This is a genomic window from Streptomyces sp. NPDC127092 (genome assembly GCF_042722475.1).
Taxonomy (GTDB): Bacteria; Actinomycetota; Actinomycetes; order Streptomycetales; family Streptomycetaceae; genus Streptomyces.
In genome coordinates this window covers 43,287-69,367 of record NZ_JBHXFE010000019.1, presented here as the reverse complement: position 1 = coordinate 69,367, position 26,081 = coordinate 43,287, and the positions used below count along the sequence as shown (strand labels likewise).

At 74.0% G+C, this 26,081-nt stretch carries 24 protein-coding genes; 13 read left to right on the top strand and 11 right to left on the bottom strand.

All coding sequences use genetic code 11. From position 1 onward, the window contains the following. The first annotated feature begins 19 nt into the window (after window positions 1-19). The 3 genes from ACFWJO_RS17795 to ACFWJO_RS17785 all read left to right on the top strand — a co-directional run bounded on the left by ACFWJO_RS17795 (window position 20) and on the right by ACFWJO_RS17785 (window position 5,378). Complete coding sequence (locus ACFWJO_RS17795; protein ID WP_386866076.1) at window positions 20-1,279, top strand: glycosyl hydrolase; 1,260 nt, start codon at window positions 20-22, stop codon at window positions 1,277-1,279. Between the two features lie 176 nt (window positions 1,280-1,455). Further along, window positions 1,456-4,491, top strand: coding sequence for an alpha-mannosidase (locus ACFWJO_RS17790; protein ID WP_386866074.1), 3,036 nt, complete (start codon window positions 1,456-1,458; stop codon window positions 4,489-4,491). A 92-nt stretch (window positions 4,492-4,583) separates the two neighbouring features. Continuing rightward, the gene (locus ACFWJO_RS17785; RefSeq protein ID WP_386866073.1) at window positions 4,584-5,378 is read left to right on the top strand and encodes a maleylpyruvate isomerase family mycothiol-dependent enzyme; all 795 of its coding nucleotides are present in this window, start codon (window positions 4,584-4,586) and stop codon (window positions 5,376-5,378) included. Between the two features lie 29 nt (window positions 5,379-5,407). On the opposite strand, the gene ACFWJO_RS17780 is transcribed toward ACFWJO_RS17785, so the two are convergent. Both ACFWJO_RS17780 and ACFWJO_RS17775 read right to left on the bottom strand, forming a co-directional pair. Then, entirely contained in the window at window positions 5,408-6,343 is a 936-nt protein-coding gene (locus tag ACFWJO_RS17780; RefSeq protein ID WP_386866071.1) for a ketopantoate reductase family protein, read from the bottom strand. Further along, window positions 6,340-6,894, bottom strand: coding sequence for a winged helix-turn-helix transcriptional regulator (locus ACFWJO_RS17775; RefSeq protein ID WP_386866069.1), 555 nt, complete (start codon window positions 6,892-6,894; stop codon window positions 6,340-6,342). The genes ACFWJO_RS17780 and ACFWJO_RS17775 overlap by 4 nt, the downstream gene beginning before the upstream one ends. Window positions 6,895-7,098: 204 nt before the next feature. Here ACFWJO_RS17775 and ACFWJO_RS17770 point away from each other — a divergent pair, with 204 nt between their 5' ends. From ACFWJO_RS17770 to ACFWJO_RS17760, 3 genes are all read left to right on the top strand, one after another. Next, window positions 7,099-8,319: an ROK family protein gene (locus tag ACFWJO_RS17770; protein ID WP_386866199.1), complete on the top strand. Its 1,221-nt coding sequence runs from the start codon at window positions 7,099-7,101 to the stop codon at window positions 8,317-8,319. A gap of 342 nt (window positions 8,320-8,661) precedes the next feature. Further along, complete coding sequence (locus tag ACFWJO_RS17765) at window positions 8,662-10,125, top strand: ABC transporter permease (protein WP_386866067.1); 1,464 nt, start codon at window positions 8,662-8,664, stop codon at window positions 10,123-10,125. Between the two features lie 52 nt (window positions 10,126-10,177). After that, on the top strand, window positions 10,178-10,870 hold the full coding sequence (locus ACFWJO_RS17760; RefSeq protein ID WP_386866065.1) for an ABC transporter ATP-binding protein: 693 nt from the start codon (window positions 10,178-10,180) through the stop codon (window positions 10,868-10,870). Between the two features lie 12 nt (window positions 10,871-10,882). Here the strand turns inward: ACFWJO_RS17760 and ACFWJO_RS17755 are convergent, their stop codons facing one another. Continuing rightward, a complete protein-coding gene (locus ACFWJO_RS17755; RefSeq protein WP_386866063.1) occupies window positions 10,883-11,872 on the bottom strand; it encodes a M23 family metallopeptidase in 990 nt (329 codons plus the stop codon). Window positions 11,873-11,886: 14 nt separating this feature from the next. Further along, complete coding sequence (locus ACFWJO_RS17750) at window positions 11,887-13,059, bottom strand: SPFH domain-containing protein (RefSeq protein WP_386866061.1); 1,173 nt, start codon at window positions 13,057-13,059, stop codon at window positions 11,887-11,889. 199 nt (window positions 13,060-13,258) lie between these two features. On the opposite strand from ACFWJO_RS17750, the gene ACFWJO_RS17745 reads away from it, so the two are divergent. Beyond that, window positions 13,259-14,695 carry a WGR domain-containing protein gene (locus ACFWJO_RS17745; RefSeq protein ID WP_386866059.1) on the top strand — a complete coding sequence of 479 codons (1,437 nt, stop codon included), beginning with the start codon at window positions 13,259-13,261 and terminating at the stop codon, window positions 14,693-14,695. After that, the gene (locus ACFWJO_RS17740; RefSeq protein ID WP_386866057.1) at window positions 14,692-15,156 is read left to right on the top strand and encodes a hypothetical protein; all 465 of its coding nucleotides are present in this window, start codon (window positions 14,692-14,694) and stop codon (window positions 15,154-15,156) included. The genes ACFWJO_RS17745 and ACFWJO_RS17740 overlap by 4 nt, the downstream gene beginning before the upstream one ends. A gap of 70 nt (window positions 15,157-15,226) precedes the next feature. On the opposite strand, the gene ACFWJO_RS17735 is transcribed toward ACFWJO_RS17740, so the two are convergent. Together ACFWJO_RS17735 and ACFWJO_RS17730 are read right to left on the bottom strand one after the other, a co-directional pair. Continuing rightward, the gene (locus ACFWJO_RS17735) at window positions 15,227-15,649 is read right to left on the bottom strand and encodes a DUF350 domain-containing protein (RefSeq protein WP_361575902.1); all 423 of its coding nucleotides are present in this window, start codon (window positions 15,647-15,649) and stop codon (window positions 15,227-15,229) included. A 195-nt stretch (window positions 15,650-15,844) separates the two neighbouring features. Continuing rightward, window positions 15,845-16,447 (bottom strand): HdeD family acid-resistance protein, encoded by a 603-nt coding sequence (locus ACFWJO_RS17730; RefSeq protein ID WP_386866055.1) that lies wholly within the window; start codon window positions 16,445-16,447, stop codon window positions 15,845-15,847. Window positions 16,448-16,673: 226 nt separating this feature from the next. Between ACFWJO_RS17730 and ACFWJO_RS17725 the strand changes: the two genes are divergently transcribed. From ACFWJO_RS17725 to opcA, 3 genes are all read left to right on the top strand, one after another. Continuing rightward, the gene (locus ACFWJO_RS17725; protein WP_386866054.1) at window positions 16,674-17,279 is read left to right on the top strand and encodes a DoxX family protein; all 606 of its coding nucleotides are present in this window, start codon (window positions 16,674-16,676) and stop codon (window positions 17,277-17,279) included. Window positions 17,280-17,292: 13 nt separating this feature from the next. Then, window positions 17,293-18,216, top strand: coding sequence for an NADP-dependent oxidoreductase (locus tag ACFWJO_RS17720; protein ID WP_386866052.1), 924 nt, complete (start codon window positions 17,293-17,295; stop codon window positions 18,214-18,216). 148 nt (window positions 18,217-18,364) lie between these two features. Next, window positions 18,365-19,276 (top strand): glucose-6-phosphate dehydrogenase assembly protein OpcA, encoded by a 912-nt coding sequence (gene opcA / locus ACFWJO_RS17715; protein ID WP_386866050.1) that lies wholly within the window; start codon window positions 18,365-18,367, stop codon window positions 19,274-19,276. A 132-nt stretch (window positions 19,277-19,408) separates the two neighbouring features. Here opcA and ACFWJO_RS17710 read toward each other — a convergent pair whose 3' ends face one another. Both ACFWJO_RS17710 and ACFWJO_RS17705 read right to left on the bottom strand, forming a co-directional pair. Further along, window positions 19,409-20,188 carry a class I SAM-dependent methyltransferase gene (locus ACFWJO_RS17710; RefSeq protein WP_386866048.1) on the bottom strand — a complete coding sequence of 260 codons (780 nt, stop codon included), beginning with the start codon at window positions 20,186-20,188 and terminating at the stop codon, window positions 19,409-19,411. Next, window positions 20,185-21,426 (bottom strand): cytochrome P450, encoded by a 1,242-nt coding sequence (locus ACFWJO_RS17705; protein ID WP_386866046.1) that lies wholly within the window; start codon window positions 21,424-21,426, stop codon window positions 20,185-20,187. The genes ACFWJO_RS17710 and ACFWJO_RS17705 overlap by 4 nt, the downstream gene beginning before the upstream one ends. A 203-nt stretch (window positions 21,427-21,629) precedes the next feature. Here ACFWJO_RS17705 and ACFWJO_RS17700 point away from each other — a divergent pair, with 203 nt between their 5' ends. Further along, complete coding sequence (locus ACFWJO_RS17700; protein ID WP_386866044.1) at window positions 21,630-22,832, top strand: cytochrome P450; 1,203 nt, start codon at window positions 21,630-21,632, stop codon at window positions 22,830-22,832. 179 nt (window positions 22,833-23,011) lie between these two features. Here ACFWJO_RS17700 and ACFWJO_RS17695 read toward each other — a convergent pair whose 3' ends face one another. Both ACFWJO_RS17695 and ACFWJO_RS17690 read right to left on the bottom strand, forming a co-directional pair. Then, window positions 23,012-23,452 (bottom strand): nucleoside deaminase, encoded by a 441-nt coding sequence (locus tag ACFWJO_RS17695; RefSeq protein ID WP_386866042.1) that lies wholly within the window; start codon window positions 23,450-23,452, stop codon window positions 23,012-23,014. Further along, window positions 23,449-24,273, bottom strand: coding sequence for an LLM class flavin-dependent oxidoreductase (locus ACFWJO_RS17690; RefSeq protein ID WP_386866040.1), 825 nt, complete (start codon window positions 24,271-24,273; stop codon window positions 23,449-23,451). The genes ACFWJO_RS17695 and ACFWJO_RS17690 overlap by 4 nt, the downstream gene beginning before the upstream one ends. Before the next feature lie 93 nt (window positions 24,274-24,366). Between ACFWJO_RS17690 and ACFWJO_RS17685 the strand changes: the two genes are divergently transcribed. Then, window positions 24,367-24,813: an Lrp/AsnC family transcriptional regulator gene (locus tag ACFWJO_RS17685; RefSeq protein WP_386866038.1), complete on the top strand. Its 447-nt coding sequence runs from the start codon at window positions 24,367-24,369 to the stop codon at window positions 24,811-24,813. Between the two features lie 87 nt (window positions 24,814-24,900). On the opposite strand, the gene ACFWJO_RS17680 is transcribed toward ACFWJO_RS17685, so the two are convergent. After that, a complete protein-coding gene (locus ACFWJO_RS17680) occupies window positions 24,901-26,049 on the bottom strand; it encodes a winged helix DNA-binding domain-containing protein (RefSeq protein WP_386866036.1) in 1,149 nt (382 codons plus the stop codon). Window positions 26,050-26,081 lie beyond the last annotated feature (32 nt).

Genomic DNA, 26,081 nt, shown 5'->3' with positions numbered 1-26,081 from the left:
CGAAGGAACCACACCTCGCATGACGAACCCCCAGAACACCACCGGTCCGCGCTTCGGCGTCAACTACACCCCCAGCCAGGGCTGGTTCCACCACTGGCTCGACTTCGACCTCGACGCGGTCCGCGCCGACCTGGACGCCGTCGCCGCCCTGGGCCTCGACCACATCCGCGCCTTCCCGCTCTGGCCCCTCTTCCAGCCCAACCGCACCCTGATCCGCCCGCGGGCCGTCGAACACCTGGGCGCGCTCGTCGACGCCGCGGCCGAGCGCGGACTCGACGTGGCGGTGGACGGCCTCCAGGGCCACCTCTCCAGCTTCGACTTCCTGCCGTCCTGGACCCAGACCTGGCACCGGCGCAACCTCTTCACCGATCCCGAGGTCCTCGACGGCCAGACCGCCTACCTGCGCACCCTCGCCGCCGCCCTCGCCGACCGTCCCAACTTCCTCGGCATGACCCTCGGCAACGAGATCAACCAGTTCTCCGGAGACCCCCACCCCGACCCCGACCGCATCACCCCCGACCAGGCCGAGAGCTGGCTGCGCCGGATGCTCGCCGCCTGCGAGGACGGCGCACCCGGCCGGCTCCACCTGCACGCCGCGTACGACGCCGCCTGGTACCTGGACGACCACCCCTTCACCCCCGCGCACGCCGCCCGCATCGGCGGCGCCACCGCCGTCCACTCCTGGGTCTTCAACGGCACCGCACAGCGCTACGGCGGCGACTCCTTCGCCGCCGGGCAGCACGCCGCGTATCTCGTCGAGCTCTCCAAGGCCTGGGCCGAGGACGCCCGCCGCCCCGTCTGGCTCCAGGAGGTGGGCGCCCCCGCCCCGCACGTGCCGCCCGAGCGCGCGGCCGAATTCACCCGGACGACCGTCGCCGCCGCGCTCGACTGCCCCGATCTGTGGGGTATCACGTGGTGGTGCTCCCACGACGTCGACCGCGCGCTCGCCGACTTCCCCGAACTCGAATACGGCCTCGGCCTGTTGACCACCGACGGCCGGACCAAGCCGGCCGGAGGGGCGCTGGCCGAGGCGGTCGCCGAGGCCCGCGCCACGTACTCTCCCGCACCGCAGCGGACGACGGCACTGGTCCTCGACCTCCCGGAGGACGGAACCAAGCGCTCGGAGTGCGCCCCCGGAGGCCGCTGGTTCGAGGCCTTCATGCGCCTGGCCGCGGACGGCGCCCGCCCTGCCGTGGTCCTGGCGGCCCGCACCGCGGACCGCACCCACCTGGCCGCCCGCGGCATCACCGAACTCGTCACCCTGGACGACCTCGGGTAGCGAAGACCGGCCGCCGCGCTTGATGCTGCCCGAGGCCCCCGGTCCGGAGGCCCCCGCCCCGGCGGCGACCCTCGCGAACCCGGCCGCCCGACCCGCGCCGCCCCGACCCGACCCGCCCGACCCGACGTGCCGACCCCGACCCCGTATCCGCACCTCCCACCCACGGAGTGCTCCGCATGCATGACGACCGAAGCCTCGTCGAGTCCCGCCTCAAGCGCGTCCTCGACGAACGCGTCCGACCGGCCGTGTACCCCGAGTCCGTCCCCCTCCAGGCCGGCATCTGGACCGCTCCCGGCGAGCCCGTCCCGGTCGCCCAGGGCCTCGCCGCGCCCCGTGCCCCGATCGCCGTCGGCGACGCCTGGGGCGCGCCCTGGGGCACGAGCTGGCTCACCGTCTCCGGGAGGGTGCCCGAGGAGTGGGCGGGCCGCACCGTCGAGGCGCTGATCGACCTCGGCTTCGACGCCAACATGCCCGGCTTCCAGTGCGAAGGCCTCGTCTACCGCCCCGACGGCACCCCGGTGAAGGGCCTCCACCCGCGCAACCAGTGGGTGCGGATCGCCGCCCCGGCGGTCGGCGGCGAGGAGGTGCTGCTGCACGTGGAGGCCGCGTCCAACCCGGTGATCCTCGACTACCACCCCTTCCTGCCCACCGACCTCGGCGACAAGGACACCGCGGGCGACCGGCCGCAGTACCGGCTGGCCCGGCTCGACCTCGCCGTCTTCGACGAGACGGTGTGGGAGCTCGTCAACGACCTGGAGGTGCTCGGCGAGCTGATGGCCGAGCTGCCCGTCGAGGGCGCCCGCCGCTGGGACGTCCTGCGGGCCGTCGAGCGCGCCCTCGACGCGGTCGACCTCCAGGACGTGAACGGCACCGCCGCCGCGGCCCGCGCCGAGCTCGCCGGCGTCCTCGCCTCGCCCGCCGAGCCCTCCGCCCACCGCATCAGCGCCGTCGGCCACGCCCACATCGACTCGGCCTGGCTCTGGCCGCTGCGCGAGACCGTGCGGAAGGTGGCCCGGACCACGGCCAACATGACCGCGCTCCTGGAGGACCAGCCGGACTTCGTCTACACGATGTCCCAGGCCCAGCAGTACGCCTGGATCAAGGAGCACCGGCCCGAGGTCTACGCCCGGGTCAAGAAGGCGGTCGCCGAGGGCCGCTTCGTCCCGGCGGGCGGCATGTGGGTCGAGTCCGACACCAACATGCCCTCGTCGGAGGCGATGGCCCGTCAGTTCGTGCACGGCAAGCGCTTCTTCCTCGACGAGTTCGGCGTCGAGAACCAGGAGGCCTGGCTGCCCGACACCTTCGGCTTCGCCGGCGGACTCCCGCAGATCATCAAGGAGGCCGGCTCGAAGTGGCTGCTCACCCAGAAGATCTCCTGGAGCCAGGTCAACTCCTTCCCGCACCACACCTTCTGGTGGGAAGGCGTCGACGGCACCCGGATCTTCACCCACTTCCCGCCGATCGACACCTACAACTGCTCCATGCAGGGCAAGGAGATCGCCCACGCCGTACGGAACTTCAAGGACAAGGGCCGTGCCCGGCACTCCCTCGCACCCACCGGCTGGGGCGACGGAGGCGGCGGCACCACGCGCGAGATGATCGCCAAGGCGGCCAGGCTGCGCGACCTCGAAGGCTCGGCCACGGTCCGCTGGGAGCGGCCCGCCGAGTTCTTCGCCAAGGCCCAGGCCGAGTATCCCGAACCGCCCGTCTGGGTCGGCGAGTTGTACCTGGAACTGCACCGCGCGACCCTCACCAGCCAGGCGCGCACCAAGCAGGGCAACCGGGCGAGCGAGAACCTGCTGCGCGAGGCCGAGCTGTGGTCCGCCACCGCCGCCGTCCGGACCGGGTTCCCCTACCCGTACGCCGAGCTGGACCGCATCTGGAAGACGGTGCTGCTGCACCAGTTCCACGACATCCTGCCCGGCTCCTCCATCGCCTGGGTGCACCGCGAGGCCGAACGCACCTACGCCGCCGTCGCCGAGGAGCTCGGCGGGATCATCGACCGCGCCCAGCGCGCCCTCGCGGGACCGGGAGACACCGAGGTCGTCTTCAACGGCGCCCCGCACGCCTCCGCCGGTGTCCCCGCGGGCGGCGCCCGCCGCGCCGGCACCCTGCCCGCCGCACCCGGCCGCTGCACCGTCGAACCCCGTGACGGAGGCGGCTTCGTCCTCGACAACGGGCTGCTGCGGGCCGTCGTGGACGGGCGCGGCCTTCTCGTCTCCGTCGTCGACCTCGGCACGGGACGCGAGACCGTCGCCCCCGGCACCGCCGCGAACCTCCTCCAGCTGCACCCCGACTTCCCCAACATGTGGGACGCCTGGGACGTCGACCGCTTCTACCGCAACACCGTCACCGACCTGACCGACCTCGACGACCTGACCGTCGTCGCCGACTCCCCGGACGCCGTGTCCGTCCGCGTCACCCGCTCCTTCGGCGCGTCGACCGCCGTCCAGACCCTGACCCTCACCGCGGGCGCCGGCCGCCTCGACCTCGGCACCGAGGTGGACTGGCACGAGACGGAGAAGTTCCTCAAGGCCGCCTTCCCGCTCGACCTGCACACCGACCGCTACGCCGCCGAGACCCAGTTCGGGCACCTGTACCGCCCCACCCACACCAACACCAGCTGGGAGGCCGCCAAGTTCGAGGCCTGCAACCACAGGTTCGTCCACTTCGAGGAGCCCGGCTGGGGCGTCTCCCTCGTCACCGCCTCCACGTACGGTCACGACGTCACCCGCACCGTACGGCCGGAGGACGGCGGCACGACCACCACCGTACGGGTCTCCCTGCTGCGCGCCCCCCGCTTCCCCGACCCGCACACCGACCAGGGCCTCCACCGCTTCCGGCACGCCCTCGTGCCCGGCGCGGGCGTGGGCGACGCGGTCCGCGAGGGCTACCGGATCAACCTGCCCGAGCGGCGGGTGCCCGGCGGCGCCGACGTGGCGCCCCTGGTGGGCGTCGCCGACGAGGCCGTGGTCCTCAGCGCGGTCAAGCTCGCCGACGACGGCAGCGGCGACGTCGTCGTCCGCCTCTACGAGTCGCGGGGCGGCCGCGCCCGCACCCGCCTCACCGCCGGCTTCGCCCTCGCCGGCGCCCGGCCCTGCGACCTCCTGGAGCGGCCCAGGGACGAGCAGGAGGTACGGGTCGAGGGCGACGGCGTCCTCGTCGAACTGCGCCCCTTCCAGCTGCTCACGCTGCGGCTCGCCCGGGCGTGAGGGAGGACGGGTGGCCCCGGCCCTGGGCAGGTGCCGGGGCCACCCCCTACTCTTGCGCCCTGATCCATCGGGGCGGGTGAACTGGGGGAGACATGGGCGTGCTGCCGGAAGGACTCGGCGAGGCGATACGCGGCACCGCACGGGACGTCGCCGAGGTCGTACGGGCCGCGCCCGACACTGCATGCGCGGTGCCGCGGCTGACCTGGACCTTCGGTGAGACCGCGGCCCATCTCGGCCAGGCCAACGACCTGATGGCGGACCTGGCCGCGGGCCGGCCCCGCCCGTACGGCGACGGCAGCCCGCGGAGCATCGCGGCCGCCAACGAGGAAGCCCTGGCGGCCTTCCCCGAGCGGGCCGCCGGGCCGCTCGCGGACCTGATCCACGACCAGGCCCTGGCCTTCCTCGACGCCGTCGAGGAACGCGCGCCCGACGAGGTCGTGGAGACCCCGATGGGCCCGTTCGGCCCGGCCGGGCTCGGCGCGTACCTCCTCACCCACATGCTCGGCCACGGCTACGACCTGGCCCGGGCGCTCGGACGCCCGCACATGCTGGACCGCCGCCGGGTCGAGCTGACCCTGCCGTTCCTGGTCGCCGCGATGCCCCGGGTCGCGGACCCGGCCGCCGTCGCCGGACTCACCGCCCGCTACCGCGTACGGCTGTGGGGCGGCGCCGAGTTCGGCGCGACGGTCGCCGACGGGCGGGTCACGACCGTCGAGGGCCCCGTCGACCGCGCCGACTGCACGATCCTGACGGAGCCCGTCGCCTTCCTGCTGATGGCGCTGGGACGCATCGACCCGGTCCCCGTCATGGCGACCGGCAGGGCGCTCGCCTGGGGCCGCAGACCCTGGCTCGGCCCCCGCTTTCCCCGGCTCTTCGTCGCTCCCTGAGGCCCCTAGGCCCTCGGGCTCTCGCGCCCTCAGGCCCCTGAGGTGACGCGCGCCTGGTGGATCCGCAGGTGCAGGGTCGCCAGGTCGAGCAGGGGCGTCGGCACGCCGAGTGCGCGGGCCCGGTCCGTCAGGTCGCCGAAGAGGTGCTCGACCTCGGTGGGACGGCCCGCCGTGAGGTCGCGGTAGAGCGACGGCACCATGGGGGAGCCGGTGGCCGTCACGACGTCCAGGCTCGCCCGGCGCTCCGCCTCGGGCACCGGGTGGCCGGCGGCGGCCGCCACGGCCGAGGCCTCGTCGAGGAGGCGGGTCGCCAGCTCCGTGCCGCCCGGCTGCCCGTTGATCTCGCCGACCGTGCCGCGCATCAGGCTGGTGAGGGCGCCGAAGGTGGTGATGAAGACCCACTTGTGCCACATGGCGGTGAGCACGTTCTCGGGTGCGCGGGTGTCGATGCCCGCGTCGGCGAGGACCTTGCGGATCGCCTCCACGCGCGCCGAGACGGTGCCGTCCTGCTCGCCGAGGGTGAGGTGCGCGAGCGGCGCGAGCCGCAGGATGTCGCCCTCGTCGTCGAGGGTGGTGACCACCTTCGAGACCCCGCCGAGCACCCGCTCGGCGCCGAACCGGGCGGTGAGGACGTCGAGATGGGCGAGCCCGTTGAGCTGCGGGACGATCGCCGTGTCCGGTCCGACGGCCGGGGCCAGGTCCTCCGTCGCCGCCGCGAGGGCGGTCGCCTTGACCGACAGCAGCACCAGGTCGTACGGCTCGGGCGCGGCGGCCAGCTCGTCGGCGGTGAGCAGCACGGGGTCGACCCGCCACTCCTCGTTCCTGCCCACGACCCGAAGGCCGCGCCGGCGCAGCGTTTCGGCGCGGGCGGGGCGGACGAGGAAGGTGACGTCCTGTCCGGCGCGGGCGAGCATGGCGCCGAAGTAGCCACCGGTGGCTCCGGCGCCGACGACCAGGATCCTCATCGTTCTACGACCTCTCTGTGGGCGGGTTGGGGGAGAAGCGGGGTGAGCAGCCGGTGCGGCCGGGCCAGCGCGGCCGTCACGGGATCGGCGTCGGGCCCGGCGGGCGCCAGGCCGGGCCCGGGGGTGACGACCAGGTCGGCCACATGGACGGAGCCACCGCAGCCCGTGCAGCGGCCGTCCTCGCCGACCGGGGCGTCGTCGGCCACGTGGACGTAGACGCGGCGCGGCCCGCCCTCCGCCGGGTAGAACCGGTCCCCCCACTCGCTGAGCGCGCGGACCGCGGGCCAGAGTTCGACGCCCTTGGCGGTGAGCACGTACACCTCGCGCCGGCCGGTGTCGGGACGGCGTTCGAGCACCCCGGCCGCGGTGAGCGTGGCGAGCCGGTCGGTGAGCACGGCACGCGGGACCGAGAGATGCGCGGCGAACTCGCCGAAGCGGCGCACGCCGTGGAACGCGTCCCGCACGATCAGCAGGGTCCAGCGCTCACCGACGATCTCCATCGAGCGGGAGAGGGCGCAGCTCTGCCCGCTGTAGGTGCGCGGAAGTGTCATGGACAGACCCTAACGCAAAGAGTTCGGTGACCGAACTGGTTTTGCCGCGCGGCCGAGGAGGCATCCGCCCGGGCGGCCGGGGAGGCATCCGACCGGGCGGCCGTGGAAGTATCCGCCCGGTATCCGCCCGGAAGTCCGCCCGGTATCCGCCCGGAAGTCCGGCGACGTATTCGACCGGCCGTTCGGCAGCCATGCGGTTAGGCTCTGGCCACGATGAAGACCCCCAAGGGCACCCCGGAACCCAAGGCCGGCAAGGCGGGCGTACGCCGGCACAACCTGAGCCTCGTGCTGCGCACCGTGCACGAGGCGGGCGAGACCACGCGCGCGGCGGTCGCCGCCCGCGTCGGCCTGACCCGCGCCGCCGTGTCCTCGCTCGTCGAACAGCTCCTGGAAAGCGGCCTGCTCGTCGAGTCCGGCAAGACGTTCAGCGGCCAGGCGGGCCGCCCGGGCACCGTCCTCAAGCCCGCGGACACCGGACCCGCCGGGCTGGGCGTCGAGCTCAACGTCGACTACGTCAGCGTGTGCGTCGCCGACCTCGGCGGGGCCGACCGGGTCCGCCGCACCGTACGCCTCGACAACCGCGCCCTCGCGCCCGTCGAGGTGCTGCGCCGCGCGGCCGGCGTCGCCGCGGACGTGCTCGCCGAGGCCGCAGAGCGGGACCTGCGGCCCACCGGCGTACGGCTCGCGCTGCCCGGCCTGGTGGCCGGCGGCACCGTCCAGCAGGCACCCAACCTCGGCTGGAACCGGGTCGACGCGGACGCCCTGTTCGCCCGCGCGCTCGCCGCCGCCCGGCCCGCCGGGGCTCCCGCCCTGCCCGTCGCCTCCGACAACGAGGCCAACGTCGCCGCCCTCGCCGAGCTGTGGTTCGGCGACCTCGGTGACGTCCGCAGCTTCCTGCACGTCACCGGCGAGATCGGGGTCGGAGGAGCGGTCGTCCTCGACGGCGAACTGCTGCGCGGCGCCCACGGCTTCGCCGGCGAGATCGGCCATCTCACCGTCAGGCCCGACGGGCCGCGCTGCCGCTGCGGCTCCAACGGCTGCCTGGAGCGGTACGCGGGCCAGTCGGCGCTGCTGCGCGCCGCCGGGGCGCGCGGCATCGACGTGCTCGTGCGGCGGGCCGAGGAGGGCGAGCCGCGCGCGCTGGCCGCGCTCGACGAGGCCGGCCGGATGCTCGGCGTCGCCGTCTCGGGCGCGGTGAACCTGCTCGACCCGCAGGCCGTCGTCCTCGGCGGGACGTACCCGCGCCTCATGCCGTGGATCGCGCCCGCCGCCGAGGCCGAACTCGCCCGCCGTGTGGTCTCCGGCCTCTGGGCCCCGGCCAAGGGCCGACTCCGCGCGGCCACCGGCACCGCCGACGCCGCCCGCGGCGCGGCCGCCCTGGTGCTCCGCGACATCCTGTCCGACCCGCTCGCGTACGGCGGCTGACCCCCGGTCACCCGCCCGAGCGCCCCACCCGGGCGCTGCCGCCGGACCACGGCCCGGTGCTGCCGCCCGAGTGACACGGCCCGGTGCTGTCACCCGACCACGGCCCGGTGCTGTCACCGGACCACGGCCCGGTGCTGTCGCCCGAGCGCCCCACCCGGGTGCCCTCGGCCCAGAGCCTTCGCCCGTCCGCCCCGGCCCGCCGTCCGTCCGCCTTTGCCGAGTGCCGTCCGCCCCGGCCGTGCGCCGTCCGCCGGGCGGGGGTGAAGGCCGGGCCGCAGACTCTCATCCCGCTCTCACCCGGGCCTTATCCGCTCATCACGGGGCGCTCCTAGTTTCGCGCCCATGTTCTTCACCTACCTCCGGCGCGAGCTGCGCCGTCGCAGAAAGGCGGCGCTGGTCGTCGCCTCCGGGCTCGCGCTCGGCATCGCGCTGGTCATCGTCGTCAACTCCGTCTCGTCCGGCATGAAGCAGGCCCAGGACAAGGTCCTCGAATCGCTCTACGGGCTCGGGACGGACCTCACGGTCACCAAGGCGCGGGAGCAGCCCGAGGCCGGGCAGCGGCCCCGCTTCGAGTTCAAGGGCCGGGACGACGGCGAGGAACAGAGCAGCGACCGGCTGATGGTGCAGGGCTTCCAGACCCTCCCCGACTCCACCGTCGCCACCGTCGCGAAGCAGGACGGCGTCGCCAAGGCGGTCGGCGGCCTCAGCCTGGTCAACCTCAAGATCAACGGCGAGTTCAAGCGCGGCGAGATCCAGCGCGGCCAGGCCGTACAGCCCGGCGGCCCCGGAGGTCCGGGCGGCGGCTCCGGCCCCGGTGACACCGTCACCGGCGGCGGCGCGGCCTTCGACGTCGACTCCTTCACCCTCTACGGCACCGACGTCACCACGCCCGACCTCGGCCCCCTCACCACCTCCGCCATCACCTCGGGCCGCGGCTTCACCACCAAGGAGACGGACGCCAAGGTCGCGATCCTCGACAGCGCCTACGCCAAACAGGCGGGCCTGTCCGTCGGAAAGACCCTCACCGTGAAGGGCGTCGAGCTCACCGTCATCGGGATCGCCACCGCCGACAGCGGCCAGGCCGCCGCCCAGGTCTACCTGCCGCTGAAGCAGGCCCAGACGCTCTCCGGCTCCCAGGGCAAGGTCACCACGGTCTACGTGAAGGCCACCGACTCCAAGGAGATCGACGCCGTCAAGGCCGCCATCCAGAAGAACGTCACCGGCACCACCGTCACCACCTCCGCCGACCTCGCCCAGACCGTGTCCGGCTCGCTCGACACCGCCGCCGGCCTCGCCACCACCGTCGGCCGCTGGCTTTCGTACGCGGTGCTGCTCGCCGCCGTCCTCGTCGCCGGCCTCCTCACCTCCTCCGCCGTCAGCCGCCGCGTCCGCGAGTTCGGCACCCTCAAGGCCCTCGGCTGGAAGAGCGGCCGGGTCACCCGGCAGGTCGTCGGCGAGGCCCTGGTCAACGGCCTGATCGGCGGCGTCCTCGGCATCGCGGTCGGCCTCGGCGGCGCCTGGCTCGTCACCGCCTTCGGCCCCACCCTCACCGCCGAACTCGGCGCGGGCGGCGGCCCGGGCGGACCCGGCGGCGGGCGGCTGGTCGTGGGCGGCGGACCCGGCGGACCCGGCGCCGCCGAAGCCCTCGGCAAGACCCTCGACATCGCCCTCACCGCTCCGGTCAGCCTCACCACCGTCGGCCTCGCCGTCCTCCTCTCCCTCGGCGGCGGCCTCGTCGCGGGCGCCTTCGGTGCCTGGCGCGCGTCCCGGCTGCGCCCGGCGGACGCGCTGCGCCGCGTCGAGTAGCCCCGCGGGCGCCGCCCGCCCGACCCCACCCCGTACCACAGGAGTTGGAACCATGTACGAACTCACCGGCGTGACCAAGCAGTACCGGCGCGGCCAGGAGAGGGTCGACGCCCTCGACGGCATCGACCTGACCGTCCGGGAGGGCGACCGGCTGGTCATCCAGGGCCCCACCGGCGGCGGCAAGTCCACGCTGCTGCAGATGCTCGGCGGCCTCGACCGGCCCAGCTCGGGCAGCGTCCTGCTGGACGGCACCGACCTGGCGACGATCTCCGAACGCCGCCTCACGGACCTGCGCAGCCGGCTCATCGGCTTCGTCTTCCAGAGCTTCAACCTGATCCCCACGCTCACCGCCCAGGAGAACGTGGAGACCGCGCTGGTCCCGCTCGGCGTCCGCGCGTCCGAGCGCCGTCGCCGCGCCGCCGAGGCCCTGGAGTCCGTCGGCCTCGGCGAGCGTGCCGGCCATCTGCCCTCGGAGCTGTCCGGCGGCCAGCAGCAGCGCGTCGCCATCGCCCGGGCCCTGGTCAAGCAGCCCAAGGTGCTGCTCGCCGACGAACCCACCGGCAACCTCGACGAGTCGATGCGCGACGAGATCGTGGACCTGCTCGAAGGGCTCTGGAAGGAGCACGGTCTGACCTTCGTGATGGTCACCCACGACAGCGCCATCGCCCGCCGCGCCCCGCGCCTCGCGACCCTCCGCAAGGGCCGGATCACCATCAAGGAGAACCCCGTCCCCGCGGGCGCCTGAACTAGGGGGTGTCTAGACCCGCACTCCGTGCCCCCGCAGGTACGCCAGCGGGCTGACGTCCGAGCCGAAGTACGGCGTGGTCCGCACCTCGAAGTGCAGGTGCGGGCCCGTCACCCGGCCCGTCGCGCCGGAGCGGCCGATGCGCTGCCCGCCCGAGACGCTCCGGCCCACCGAGACGTCGATGCGCGAGAGGTGGGCGTACTGGGTGTAGCGGCCGTCCGCGTGCCGGATCACCACCTCGTTGCCGTAACTCCGGTCGTAGCCCGCGTGGACGACCCGCCCGGGTCCGACCGCGCGGACCGTGGTGCCGGACGGCACCGCGAAGTCCTGCCCGGTGTGATAGCCCTTCGACCAGGAGCCGTGCTGGCCGTAGAAGCCGGTGAAGACGTACGACGAGACCGGCACCGTCCAGCCGCGCACGGCCCCGCCCGAGGAGCCGCCCCGGGACCCGCCCGAGGCGCCGGAGCCGGCCGTGGAGCCCTGGTCACCGGCCTTCGCGCCCGTCCGCTGCTCGTACTTCCACCGGTGGCTGGTCCAGTACCAGTGGCCGCCGCTCCTGAACCAGTAGACGCGGTCTCGGGCGTCCCAGCCCTGCCGCCCACGGAAGACCGGCTCCCCGCCGGCGCGCGGCTGCCCCGCGCGGGACGGCTTCGCCTTCGGGGCCGTACCCCCGCCGTTCCGCAGGTACGTGTCGTAGTGGCTCGTCCAACGCCACGCCCCGGCCGCGTTCTTGTACCAGTACCGCGAGCCGTCCCAGCCCGCGTGCGAGGGGGCCGGTTCGGCCGAGGCAGGGCCCGCGCCGGTGCCCGCGAGCGCCACCGCGCCGAGCGTCGCCACGACGGCGCAGCGCACCCCGCGCAGCGCCGCGGGACCGCCGCCGCGCTCGGCACGCGCGGCGCTCCGGGCCGCCGCGCAGCCCGCGCAGTCGCAGCCGCCTTCGGGCATCTCGTCCGTGAACCCGGGAATCCGCAGCTCCAGGGTGTCGTCGTCCCGCACGTGCACGCGCGTCCTTCCTCTCATTCCTGTCCCTGGTCGGGCAGTCCGCCCCGCCGGGTGTAGAAGGCCACGGTCAGATCCTTGACCAGGGCCTGGCGTTCGAAGTCGTCGAGGTCGACGAGCCCGCGGGTCGTCAGCCGCGTCACCGTGTCGTCCACGGCGTCGATCACGCTCGTCAGCACGGAGTCGCGGTGCCTGGCGTCGAGCGCCGCGATCTGCCGCCGCCGCATCGCCGCCGCCACCTCGGGCGCGTACTCGATGCGGGTCGGCTGCGCCGAGAAGACCGCGATGCCGACCGGCCGGCACTCCGCGGCGAGCAGCCGGGTCAGCCGTGCGCCCACCGCCTCCGCGTCGCGCAGCGTCGGCCCGTCGCCACGGAAGGCGTCGGCCGGCAGCTGGGACAGGACGCGCGCGGCAGCCGCCTCCACCTGCTCGCGCAGGTAGTCCAGGTGGTCGTCCACGGAGAGCAGGGCCCGGGCCGTGTCGCGTACCGACCACACGACGAGCACCACCACGCGCAGTGCCGCGCCCTCCGCGTCGACCACGGCGATCGGCTCGCTGCGCCAGTGCCGCAGCCGTACGTCGATCCGGCGGCGCAGCACGAACGGGCTGATCCAGACCAGTCCGGTGCGCCGCACGCTGCCCCGGTAGCGGCCGAACAGCGAGAGCACCCACGCGGAGCCGGTACGGCCACGGGTGAGCCCGCCGAAGGCCAGCACGGCGACCACCGCGCAGCCGCCGAGCGCGGCCCACTCCCACGGCAGCAGCTGGACCGTGCGCAGCGGCCGGGCCCGCCACAGCAGCGCGGCCGCGGCGCCGAGCGCCGTCAGACCGACGAGGACGGCGCACCAGCCGGGCAGCGCGGGGCCGTTGCGCTCGACGAGCTCGGGCTCGTCGGGCGGCGGACGGTGCGGCAGTTCACGCGCGTCGGCGGTCCGCTGCCGGGACTCCGGCCGCTCGGAGGAGGACCCGGGCCGGGCCGGCCGGGGCACCGCCGGGAGGACCGCCGCCAGGTCCGCCGCCAGGTCCGCCGTCGGGTCCACCGTCAGGTCCGCCGTCAGGGACGTCGTCGTGGGCGACGCCGTGGGTGCCGTCGCGGGCGTCGGGTCGGCGCGGAACAGGTCGTCCATCGGTATGCCGTCGGCGTGGAAGCGCACGCGCACGGGCAGGGGCCGCTTCTGTTGCTCGGTCATCAGGCCCTTCCGGCCGTCACTCGACGAGGCGACGAGGTGACGACGTGTCGGATGATCTTCAGAAACCATCGTCACAGGGGTTAATGTCCGGAATGCCGCGACGAAAGTCCTGAACCGGACGGACTTTGGTCCTCCGGCGCTCCTCCGGCGCCGACTCGGCGGCGGCCCGTTGTCAGTGCCTCCCCCTACCGTTCAGGACATGACGACGAAGACCTATCTGGAGCTGTCGCAGGACGGCGGCGGCGCGCACAAGTTCTACGAAGTGACGGTGGACGGCACGGTGGTGTCGGTCCGTTACGGACGGATCGGCGCGGCCGGACAGACGCAGACCTCGACCTTCCCGACGACCGAGAAGGCCCAGGCCGCGGCGGCGAAGAAGATAGGGGAGAAGGTCCGCAAGGGATACGCGCCGGCGGTCCAGGGTCAGCGCGCGCCGCGCTCGGTCACCCGGCGCGCCGTCACCTCCGCGCCGTCCACCGCCCGCGCCGTCGCGCCCGTCCTGTGGCGCTTCCGCACCGGTTCCGCGGCCTTCGGCATCCACGTCGACGACGAGCGCTGCTGGGTCGGCAACCAGGCGGGCGAGGTCTTCACCCTCGGCCACACCGGCGAGGTCCTGGCCCGTTTCAGCCTGCCCGACGGCGTCAAGTGCCTGGTCGCCGACGACTTCTGGATCTACGCGGGCTGCGACGACGGCCGGGTGTACGACCTGTCGTCCAAGCTGCCCTTCGCCGCCTACGACATCGCCGCCGACGTCGACATCTTCTGGCTCGACATCCACGAGGGCGTGCTCAACGTCGCCGACCGCTCGGGCCGGCTCACCGTCATCGACCACGAGGACGAGCACCAGTGGTCGCGGGGCGGCCGCGGCGAACACGCCTGGATGGTGCGCGCGGACGCCGACGCCGTGTACTACGGCGACAGCCGGGGCGTCACCGCCCACACGCCCGACGGCGGGCAGGAGCTCTGGCACACCGCCACCGAGGGCGGCGTCCTGTTCGGCTGGCAGGAGGACACCGCGGTCTACGCGGGCACCGGCCGCCGCAAGGTGCACCGCCTCGCCAAGAAGGACGGCAGGACGGAGGCGGTGTACGCCTGCGACAGCGTGGTGTACTCGTGCGCCACCTCGCCCGGCGGCCGCTTCGTGTTCGCGGGCGACAGTGCCTCGTCGGTCTACTGCTTCGCCGAGGACGGCACCCGGCTGTGGAAGCTGGGCACCGGCGGCGGTTCGGCGCTCTCCATGCAGTACCGCGACGAGCGCCTGTACCTGGTGACCACGGACGGCTCGCTGCTGTGCGTGGACGCGAGCGAGGCGGCCATCGCCGCCGCCCAGCAGGGCACCGTCCCGGTCGCCCAGGACGTCAAGCTCGCCGCGGCCCTGCCCACGTACGCCCCGGCGACCACGGTCGCCGCCGTCGACGCGGTCAGCACCGTGCCGGCCGGGTCGGTGGTCGTGGAATGCGTCCAGGAAGGCGGCCGGATGCGGGTCCACGTGGTGACCGAAGGCTACGAGCCCGGGTGGAACGTGCAGTTCCCGCGCGCCATCCGGCAGCCGGGCGCCCGCTATGTCGTCGATGCCCTGCACCCGGCGTCCGGCGGCTTCTACCGGGTCCGCGGCGACATCCGGCGGCTGCTGTGAGCGGCGGGTTCGAGGCGGCCACCGGGGACGGGCCGCCGCTGCCCGGATCCGACGCGGAGCAGCGCTCGCGCGAGGTGCGGGCGGCGGTCGAGGGCCTGCGCCAGATCCGGCGCGTGACCGGCCGTCAGGGCGAGGACCCGGCCGCCCGGCCCGCCGAGTGGGAGCGCCGGCAGCCGGTGCGGGCGGTGGCGCTGGTCCTGGAGGCGGCCGGGCAGCCGCCCTCGGCCCTGGACGCCTCCGGCACCCGCGTCGCCACCGGCTATCGCGTGACACCGGGCGACCGCCCCGGCACCGCCGTCGTGGAATGGCTCGGCCCGCCGGGATCCGGTGCCGCCCAGGAGGAGGAAGCCGCCCTCGGCGCCTGCGCGGCGGCCCTGGAGCGGTTCGGCTGGGACGCGCTCCTCTACCGGGGCCCGCGCCGGCACCGCTTCCTGGAGGTCGAGCCGGCGGGCACCCCCTAGAGGGCTTCCGACGGAACAGGGTGGCTGGACAGCCCCTGAAGGGGGCAGGGGAGTGTCCGGTCGGCGTGCGTCAGGCGATCGAGGCGGAGACGATCGCTGCCACGGCCAGGTTGCAGGAGGCCGTCACCCACACCGCCGGGTGCGGCTCCGGGTCGACCAGGGTCGCACCCAGCTTGCCGGGCGTGACGAGGTCGACGACCAGGAAGGCGACGGCCATCAGCACGAGGCCCAGCAGACCGAACGCGGCGGTGGACAGCAGGCCCTTGGCGAAGTCGTCGTAGGTCGTCCAGATCGCCGTGAACACGATGCCGCCTATGCCGAGCAGCGCGGAGCTGAGCAGGATCGACGCGTTGCGGTTGCGGTCCTCCCAGATCTGCCGGCCGAGCTTGCCGGGCGTCAGGATGTCGACGAGGACGATGCCGAGGATCAGCAGGACGACGCCGAGGGCGCCGTACGCGGTGGTCCGGCCGAGACCGTTGACGATGTCGCTCATGGGATGCCGGCTCCGGAAGGAAGTGATCGTGAATGATCGCGGTCAAGGACCGGCAAAATGTAGCGCAGGGTCAGAAGGCCGTGGTCGGCGGGTCGTGGAGGCGCGACCAGTCGGACAGGGCACGCCGGCCGGGCGCGGGCTTGCGCGTTCCCCGGCCGGGCGCGGGCGTGCGCGGTTCCACCGCCCGGTCCGGTCTCAGACGCCGGCCGGGATCCGCTTGGCGCGCGAGCGGACGGTGAAGGCCGTCACGATCTCCGCCACGCCCACGACGAGCAGCCAGATGCCGCCGAGCACGGTGAGCACCCGCACCGACTCCAGCGGCGACTCGATCAGCACCACACCGGCCAGCGCGCTGATGACACCCAGAGCGATCTGCCAGCCGCGGGCCGGCATGTCCGGGTCCGAGGCGGCCGCCACGATCTGGGTGATCCCGCGGAACAGCCAGCCGATGCCGATCCACAGCGCGAGCAGCAGGATCGACTGCGTCGCACCCCGGAAGCAGAACAGGCCGAGCAGGATTCCCAGCGAGCCGCTGATGAACGCCATCACCCGCAGCGAGGTCCGCACGTGCGTGCCGAAGGCGGTGACCAGTTGCAGCGCGCCGCTGACCACCAGATACAGACCGAAGAGCACGCCGACGATGGTCAGCGTGGCCTTCGGCCACACCAGCACGAGCACGCCCAGGACCAGGGAGACGACACCGGCGATCAGCAGCGCCTGCCAGGCCACGCCGGCCAGCAGGCCGAGCGGTCCGGCCGGCACGTCCTCCCGCGCCGGCCGGTCATGAGTCTGCGACATGGTCTTGCTCCACTCCTCTTGTCGCGCCCTCGGACGAGGGCGCCCGGCGGCCCGTCTCCGGGTCGACCACGGCGCTCTCACTCAAGCAGTACGGGACGAACGCCGCAAAAGATGACCTGTATGGACGATCAGCGCATCCGACGGAGCCGTGGTCCGGCGCAGAGTGGAGAGCGACTGTGCAGGGCGCGCGCACCCGCCGCACCCGTATCCGCAACGGGAGACCAACATGACCGCATTCAACCGACGCGACCTCGGGTTGCTCGTCCTCCGGGTCGGCACCGGTGCCGTGCTCGTCGCGCACGGCGCGCAGAAGCTCTTCGGCTGGTTCGGCGGAGGCGGGATCGAGGGCACCACCAAGGCGATGGAGGCCATGGGCTTCCGCCCCGGCCGGCAGAGCGCCGTCGCCGCCGGCCTGGGCGAGGCGGGCGGCGGCGCGCTGCTCGCCCTCGGCCTCGCGACGCCCGCGGCCGGTGCCGCCGCCGCGGGGGCCATGGCCGGCGCGGTCTCCGTACACGCCCCGTCCGGCTTCTTCGCCATGAGCGGTGGCTACGAGTACCCCGCCTTCCTCGGCTTCACCGCGGCCGCCATCGGGGTCACCGGTGCCGGGCGGCTCTCGCTCGACCACGCCACCGGACACGTCCTCGACCGGCCCTGGGTGGTCGCCACCGCCTTCCTCGGCACGGCGCTCGCCGCCGCGGCCGTCGTCGGCCGCCGTGCCGAGGCCATCGCCTCCCCGCAGCCCGACGACTCCTCCGCCGAGGACTCCGGCCGGGCCGAACCCGACGACGAGCCCGAGCCGGAGCACACCAGCGCCCGCGAGAGGGAGAGCTGACACCGTGAAGGCCATGGCCATGCCGGAGTACGGGGGCGCCGACGCCCTCACCCTGATGGAGCTTCCCGATCCCAAGGTCGCCCCCGGCGAGGTCCTGGTGCGCGTCGCGGCTGCCGGCGTCAACCCGGTGGACTGGAAGCTCGCCGCGGGCGGCCTCGACCCCATCATGGTGTCCCACTTCCCGATGATCCCCGGCTGGGACATCGCCGGTGTGGTCGAGCGCAACGGGCTCGACTCCACCGAGTTCGCCCCCGGCGACGAGGTCATCGGCTACATCCGCAAGGACAGCGCCGAGCACGGGGGTTACGCGGAGCAGGTCGCCGCCCAGGTCCGCATGCTCGCCCGCAAGCCCCGCGCGCTCAGCTGGGCCCAGGCCGCGGGCCTCCCGCTCGCCGGGCTCACCGCCCTGCAGTCCGCCGACCGGGTCGGGGCGGGCGCCGGGGACACCGTCCTGGTGCACGCGGCGGCCGGTGGCGTGGGTTCGCTCGCCGTCCAGATCCTGACCGCCCGCGGCGCCCGGGTCATCGGCACCGCGAGCCCCGCCAACCACGACTTCCTGCGCGGTCTCGGCGCCGACCCCGTCGCGTACGGCCCGGGCCTCGCCGACCGGGTCCGGGCCCTGGCCCCCGACGGCGTCGACGCCGCGCTCGACTTCGTCGGCGGCGAGTCCGTCGACGTCTCCCTCGACCTGCTGCGTTCCCCGGACCGGCTCGCCTCCGTCACCGACCACCGGGCCGCGGCCCTCGGCGGCCACTACGTCTGGGTGCGGCCCGACGGCGCCGGCCTCACGACGCTCGCGGCGCTCGCCGACGAGGGCCGGCTCACCGTCTTCGTCGAGAAGGTGCTGCCGCTGCCGGATGCCGCGGAGGCCTGGCGCCTCAACAGCGAAGGGCACACGAGGGGCAAGCTGGTGCTCTCGGTCGGCGACGGGTCCTGAGGAGCCCGACACCTGAATACTGTGCGGGAAGATCCGGAGCCGATCCGGCGCTACGGGGAGAGCAGGGGGAACCGCGCATGCGGGTACGCGAGGCACGCGAGGGACGCGACGAGCGCGAGGGACGCGACGGAAGGGACCGGTGCCGGTCATGAAGATCGATCTCACGGACACCAACTCCAGCAAGATCAACAAGGCGATCCTGGAGGCCCGCCGCGCCGTCGGTACGCCCGCCGTCGGGATGGTCCTCACGCTGGTGATCGTCACCGACGAGGAGCACGCGTACGACTCGGTGAAGGCCGCCAACGAGGCCGCGCGCGAGCATCCTTCGCGCACCCTCGTCGTCATCAAGCGGCACGCCCGTTCCCCCCGCGCCCGCAACGAGCCCCGGCTCGACGCCGAGGTCCGGGTCGGCACCGACGCCGGAGCCGGCGAGACGGTGCTGCTCAGGATGCACGGAGAAGTGGCGCGCCGCGCCGACTCCGTCGTCCTGCCACTGCTCCTGCCGGACGCGCCCGTCGTCGTCTGGTGGCCGGTCGACGCACCCGAGGTCCCCTCCAAGGACCCGCTGGGCGCGCTCGCGCAGCGCCGGATCACCGACACGTACGCCGTCGAGGACCCGATCGGCGCGCTCGCGGCCCGCGCCGCCTCGTACGCGCCGGGCGACACCGACCTCGCCTGGACCCGGCTCACGCCCTGGCGCTCCCTGCTGGCCGCCGCGCTCGACCAGGCCAGGACGACGGTGACCTCGGCCGCCGTCGAGAGCGAGGCGGAGAACCCCAGCGCGGAACTCCTCGCCCGCTGGTTCGGCGACCGTCTCGACGTCCCCGTGGAGCGGGTCGTCACCGACGGGCCCGTCGTCACGGCCGTCCGGATGGGCACGCCCGACGGCGAGATCCGCATCGACCGCCCCGACGGCCCGGTGGCCCATCTGTCCATCCCGGGCCAGCCGACGCGCGTGATGGCCCTCAAGGTCCGCACCACGGCCGAGCTCATCGCCGAGGAACTGCGCCGCCTCGACCCGGACGAGGCCTACGCGGCGGCTCTCCGGTACGGGCGGTAGGCGGCGGCGGGGACGGCGAGCCCGCTACGGGAGCGCCGTCCCCGGTTGCGTGCGGCCCGCTGCGGGAACGCCGTCCTCCGGCTCCGTGAGCCCGCCGCGGGAACGCCGCCCTCCGTCTCCGTGCGGTCCGCTTCAGTCCACGCGCCGGAAGACCATCACGAAGTCCGCCATCTCCCGCACCCGGGGCAGCTCCGGGTCCGGCAGGGCGCGCAGCCGTGCGCAGGCCTCCGCCACCAGGTCCAGGTCCTCCTCACGGACCTGCCAGGCGCCGGTGAAGAGCCGGCCGCCCCCGATCGAGCGGGCCATCTGGTCCGGTGACACGCGGAAGACGGCGGGACGTTCGCTCGCCCTGCCCTCGTAGCGCAGCCCGTGCGCGGCGGCGATCGGTTCGAGCAGTCCGGGAGCGTCCTGGCGGGTGCCCCCGGGATCCAGGCGGTCCTCGAGCTCGCCCACGATCCGGCCGATGTCGTCCGTGGGGCGCATGCCACGGGCCGGTATCACCAGATAGCGGCCGCCGGGCCGCAGCACCCGCGCCACCTCGGCGAACACCGCGCGCGGGTCGGGTCCCGCGTGCAGCAGCCAGGTGGACACCGCCTGCGTCACCGACGCCGTGCGGACCGGCAGCCGGCCCGCGTCGCCCACCGCCACCCGGGCGCCGAGCCGTTCGCGGGCCCGTGCCAGCATCCCGGGGGACAGGTCGACCCCGAACACCCGGTGGCCGCGCGCGGTGAGCTCGGCCGCCACGATGCCGGTGCCGACGCCGATGTCGAGGACCGCGGCGGCCGGGTCGAGCAGCGGGGCCAGCTGGTCGGCGAAGCCGGCCGCCCGGGCGGTGCCGCCGCGGGAGGCGTCGTAGTCGGGCGCGATGGCGTCGAACGCGGCGGTGCCGCCCGCGGCCGGTGCCCCGCTCACGCCTGCCCGCTCGTCGGCACAGGGCTGAAGCTGACCGGCAGCGTCGCCATGCCGCGCAGGATGCCCTCGCGCCGGGTCAGGTCCTCGTCCGGGTCGGTGAGCCGCAGGTCGGGGAAGCGCCGCAGCAGGGTGCCGAGGGCGATCCTGGCTTCGGCGCGGGCCAGCGGCGCACCGAGACAGAAGTGAACGCCGTGGCCGAAAGCGAGCTGTTGCGGCATCTCGCGTCGGGCCACGTCGAGGATGTCGGGCCGGTCGAAGCGGGCCGGGTCGCGGTTGGCGGCGGCGAGCCCGATGATGATCATCTCGCCGGCCGGGATGGAGACGCCGCCGATCTCGTAGTCGTCGACCGTGAAGCGGGCGACGCCGCGACTCACCGGACCCTCGTAGCGCAGCAGTTCCTCGATCGCGCCGGGCAGCAGGCCCGGGTCGTCGCGGAGCGCCGCGAACTGCTCGGGGTGGCGCAGCAGCGCGTGGACGCCGTTGGCGATCAGGCTCGCCGTGGTCTCGTGTCCGGCGAGCGTCAACAGGATGGCCATGGCGGTCAGTTCGCGGTCGCTGATCCGCTCCTCGGCCTGGGCGGCGCACAGCGCGCTCAGCAGGTCGTCGCGCGGCTCCTTCTTCCGCGCGGCGATCAACGGCTCGTAGAACTCGGTGAGTTCGGCGCGCGCCCTGGCTCCCTTCGCCAGTCGCTCCGGGGTGTTCGGCGGCATGATCAGGCCCACCGCGAGCCGGGCGAAGTCCGGCTGCCCCTCGGCGGGTATGCCGATCAGCTCGCTGAGCACGGCCATCGGCAGCGGCAGGGCGAACTCGGCCACCAGATCGGCCGTTCCGCGTCCGGCGAAGGCGTCGAGGTGGGCGTCGGTGAGCGCCTGGATCCGGGGCGTCAGCTCCTCGATCCGGCGGGCCGTGAACGCCCTGGACACCAGGTTGCGCAGCCGGGTGTGGTCCGAGCCGTCCGCCACCAGCATGCTGGCCATCAGCACGTTGGTGCGCTCCTGGTGGGCCATCTCCTCGGCGAGGCCGTTGACCCCGGCCGGGCTGCTGCTGAGCCGCGGGTCGGTCAGTGCGGCCACGGCCTCGTCGTAGCCGGTGACCATCCACACTTCAAGGGTGGGATTCAGCCGGACCCGCTGCACGACACCGTGCTCCCGGATCCGTTCGAACAGCGGGTAGGGATCGGGCTGTTGGGCGACATTCAGCGGCACGTCGTGAACGATGGTCCGGCTCTGATCCGACATCCGTCACTCCCCGTGATCATGAGAAAGATCTGTGGCAGGTAGTCATACCAGCCACGGAAGTTGCGTGGTAGCGTCACCGGCGATCAGCACGGAGGATTGTCCGCGGAACGGCGTCGCCCACCGGTGAAACGTTTGTCCCGCACAGCTCAACCGACAGCATTTACGGCCTCAACCAGGCCTTACTGCGCAGGGGGAGACGTTTCGTGGCACAGGTCGACCAGACGGTGGACGCCGATCCGATACGCGGACTGGCCCGCCCCGGGGTACTCGGGAACCCGTACCCGGCATATGCCCGACTGCGCGAAACCACCCCCGTGTTCTGGCACGAACTCCTCGGCTCCTGGGTCCTCACCCGCCACGCCGACTGCCTCGCCGTCCTCACCGACAGCACCCGCTTCGCCTCCGACTGGCGCCGCGCCGGCGAGGACATCCCCGCACCGCTCCTGAGCGTCCAGACCCTCGACCCGCCCGAGCACACCGCCATCCGCCACCTGCTGCTCGACGGCTTCCGCGCCCAGGACCGCCACGCCCTGCACGAGCGGCTCGACCACCAGGTCCGCGAACTCCTCGCCGAGCTGTCCCGGCGCCCCTCCTTCGACCTCGTCGGCGAACTCGCCGAACCGCTGGCGCTCCGCTTCGTCACCGCCTTCCTCGGCGTGCCCGCACCCGACCTGGCCTGGTTCGTGCCCATGTCCCGCACCGTCGTCGACGGCATGGACGCCGGCCTGTGGCCCGAGAAGCACGAACCGGCCGTCGCCGCCCGCGCCGAACTCGCCGAGTACGCCGGCGGCTGGCTCGCCGACCCGCCCGAGGACGGCCTCATCGCCTACGTCGCCGCGCACGCCGACGCCAGCGGCGTCGACCCGGCCGTCCTGCGCAACAGCCTGCGCGCCGTCCTCCACGCGGGATACGAGTCGGCCTCCCGCCTCCTCGGCAACGCCGCCGCGGCCCTGCTCACCACACCCGGCGCCCTCGCCGCCTTCCGCACCGCGGGACCGGCCACCGGCGTGGACGAACTCGTCCGCTACGACGCACCCGTCCAGGCCGACGCCCGGGTCTGCGTCACCGACACCGAGATCGGCGGCGTCACCGTCAAGGCGGGCGACCCGGTGACCCTGCTCCTCGGCGCGGCCAACCGCGACCCGCTCCGCTTCGCCCACCCCACCGAGCTGCGACTCGACCGCGCGCCCAACCCGCACCTCGGGTTCGGCCGCGGGGCCCACGCCTGCCTGGGCGCGTCCATGGCGATCCGGCTCGCCGGATCGGTCCTCGGGACCCTCGCCACGGACCACCCCGGCGCACGGGCGGTCGCGGAACCACGCCACCGGCGCAACCTCACCCTGCGCGGACTCGACCGCTTCGAGGTGACGCTGCGCCCCGCCACGGGGGAGGAGGTACGGCCATGAAGTACTGGCACTGAGCCCGATGAGGCCGAGGTGACTGCCCGCCCTTCACCGGGGGAGGAGGTACGGCCATGAAGTACTGGCACTGAGACTGAGCACCGCGAGGCCCGCCCGCACGGCCGGCCCCGCGCCGTGAACCACGGCCCCCGCGCCCACCGAGGTGCGGGGGCCCTCGCGCCGTGTCACCGGCCCGGCCGGTAGTAGGCCTCCACGGGGGCGCGTGCCTCGTCGGGGAGGGCGGGGCCCTCCTGCGGCACCGTCGGCCAGGCCCCCGACGGCGGGTTGAGGGCGACGAGCTGCTCGGTGGAGAGGGCGTAGACGACCCGGCCGATGCCGGAACGGACGATGCCGCCGTCGCACATGCCGCACGGCTGGCAGCTGGTGTACAGGGTGGTGCGGGCCGCCGTGTCCGGATCGAGTTCGCGGGCCGCCCAGCGGGCGAGCTTCAGCTCCGGATGTGCCGTGATGTCGTCGTCCCGCCGGACCGTGTTGTGCGCTTCCGCGAGGACCGTGCCGTCCGGTCCCGCCAGCAGCGAACCGTACGGCGCGTCGCCGAGGGCGACGGCGTGGGCGGCGATCGCGAGGGCGCGCCGCAGCAGGGTCTCGTCGGCTTCGGTGATCACGATCGGTCTCTCCAGTGCGTGGCGACGGTGGTGAGGGCCTGCCATGCCGCGTCGGGACGGCGGGTCTCCTCAGGGTCTCCGTGGTAGGGGTCGAGTACGACGGTGTCCGCGCCCAGCCGACGGAGCTGGTCGAGATCGTCGAGGATCTGCTCCAGGGTGCCGACGCCGGCGGGGCGGTCCGGTGCGTCGACCGGTGTGCCGGTCAGCCGCAGGGCGATGCGGGGCGCGAACGCCGGCAGCGCGTGGCTCCGCAGGACCGCGCGCATCTGCGGGAGGGACAGCCGCAGCGGATGCCAGGCGTCGCCGAACCGGACGGCGCGGCGGAGGGCCGCCTCGCTGTGGCCGCCGATCCAGACCGGGATCGGGGCGGTGTCGTCGCCGCCCCGGGGCGGCGCGTGCCAGGTCTCCCGGAGCGTGGCCAGGTACTGGTCGGTCAGCCGGCCGCGGGCGCCGAACGGCACACCGAGCGCGTCGAACTCCTGCCGGGCCCATCCGACTCCCACTCCGAGGACGAATCGGCCGCCGCTGAGGTCGTGGAGGTTGGCGGCCATCCGGGCCACCAGCATCGGGTGCCGGTAGGGCAGGACGAGGACGGTCGTGCCCAGCCGTAGGCCGGTGGTGAGGCCGGCCAGCCAGGACAGCGTGGTGAACGGCTCGTAGAACGGCTCCGGGTAGCGGTCCGCCACGTCAGGGGTGACGGCCACGTGGTCCGACACCATGAGGATCCCGAAGCCGAGTCCCTCGGTGATCCGTGCCCATTCGCGGAGGACTCCGGGATCGGTCCCGGGACCGAAATTCGGTACGTTGACGCCGAGTTGCATGGCCCGAGGCTATCCCGGCGATCACAACACCATGAAGAGCCACTTCCCGGTGCCGACGGCGTTCTTCCGTGGAATTGCTGGTAGTTTCGCGTGATGACCGCGAATCTGGACGACGTCGACTGGGCGATCATCGAACAGCTGCAACGGGAGGCCCGCCTCTCCCTCAGCGAGCTGGGGCGGCGCGTCAACCTCGGCCCCTCGGCCACCACGGAACGCGTGCGGAACCTGGAGGCGCTGGGAGTCATCACCGGCTACCACGCCCAGGTCGACCTGACGAAGGTCGGCTACCCCGTCCTCGCCGTCGTCCGCCTGAAGTACCCGGGCAACCGCCACCAGCCCTTGCGCCGCCTGCTCGCCGAGCGGCGGGAGATCCTGGAGTGCCTGCGCACGACCGGCGACGACTGCTACACCCTCAAATTGGCCGCGACCTCCATGGAGCACCTGGAGACGCTCATGGACGAACTCGCCGGCTTCGGCAGCACGACCACGAGCGTCGTCTACAGCCAGACCCTGCCCTACCGCGGACCCCACCGCCCCTGACCGGCAGCCGACCCGCCGCGGTCCGGCCGACCCACGCAAACGCGCCGGGCCACGCGAAGCCCGCCGAGAGGCCACGGACCACGGACCCTATCCGGGCAGCAGCCGCACCCGCCCTTCCGGCAGCTTGGCCCACCAGTGGCCGTACCGCCCGTACAGCCGCGGCTCGCGCGCGGCGAGCAGCGCGTACAGCGCCCGCGCCTCCTCGGCGAGCGCCTCCCACACGGGCTCCGGCAGACCGTGGAACGCCGTCGCCTCGATCCCGCCCTCGACGGGCCGCCACACGCCCGCGACCCGGCCGTCCACCAACAGGGTCGGCAGCACGTCGCCGTTGATCCTCGTCACCACGCGCCGGTACTCGGACGGGATCACCCGGCTCCGGTCCGCGTACGCGAGGAGCACGCTGTCCCACATGCCGAGGAGGCGCGGCGGCGCCGGCGTGTCACCGGCCGGCCGCTCCGCGCCCACCAGGTCGAACAGCTCCGCGCCGTCCGGCCCTTCGAGCCGCTCCACGACTCCGCCGACGCCGTCGAGCTCGCGCAGCGCCCGGCGGACCGGCGTCCGCTGCACCATGGCGAACTGTGCCACGTCCGCCACCGACGCCGGCCCGAAGCCCGCCAGGTAGCGCAGCACGAGCTCCCGCAGGGCCTCCGGCACGGCCTCGCGGCCCGCCGGCAGAAAGCCCGTACCCGCCGTCACGTACGAAGGCCGGTCGCCGAACGACCAGGGCCCGCCGGTCGGATGGTGGTGCAGCGGCGCGTACCCGCGCAGCCCCCACCAGGCGCCGTCCCGGGCCTCCGCCCCCACCCGCTCCTCCAGCCAGCCCTTCATCTCCGCGCTGCTGCGCGGCACTTCGGCGAAGGCGAGGAACCCGGGCAACAGCTCCTCGGCGTCGGCCGGCGTGAGGCCGGCTTCCGCGAACCGGAAACCGAGCCGTGAGCCGTACAGCGTCTGCTGCATCGCCCGCCGGAACACCCCGTAGTCCTCGGCGTGCACCGCGTGCAGCGTGATCCGCATCAGGGTCGCCTTCACCACCTCGCGGCGGGCGAGGACCGCGTCCATCTCGGCGGGGTCGAAGCCGGCGAGCCGGTTCCACAGGGCCACGTACGGCGAACCGGGCTGCTGCGCCTGCAGCGCGACGACCCGCCGCACCCCGTCGGCGACGCCCAACGGCGCGCGCTCCAGGAGCAGCTGGCGGTGCAGGGTGGCCCGGTTGAGCTCGCGTGCGGTGATCTTCACGCCTCGTATTGTCCCGGGCCGGAGGAGAGGGA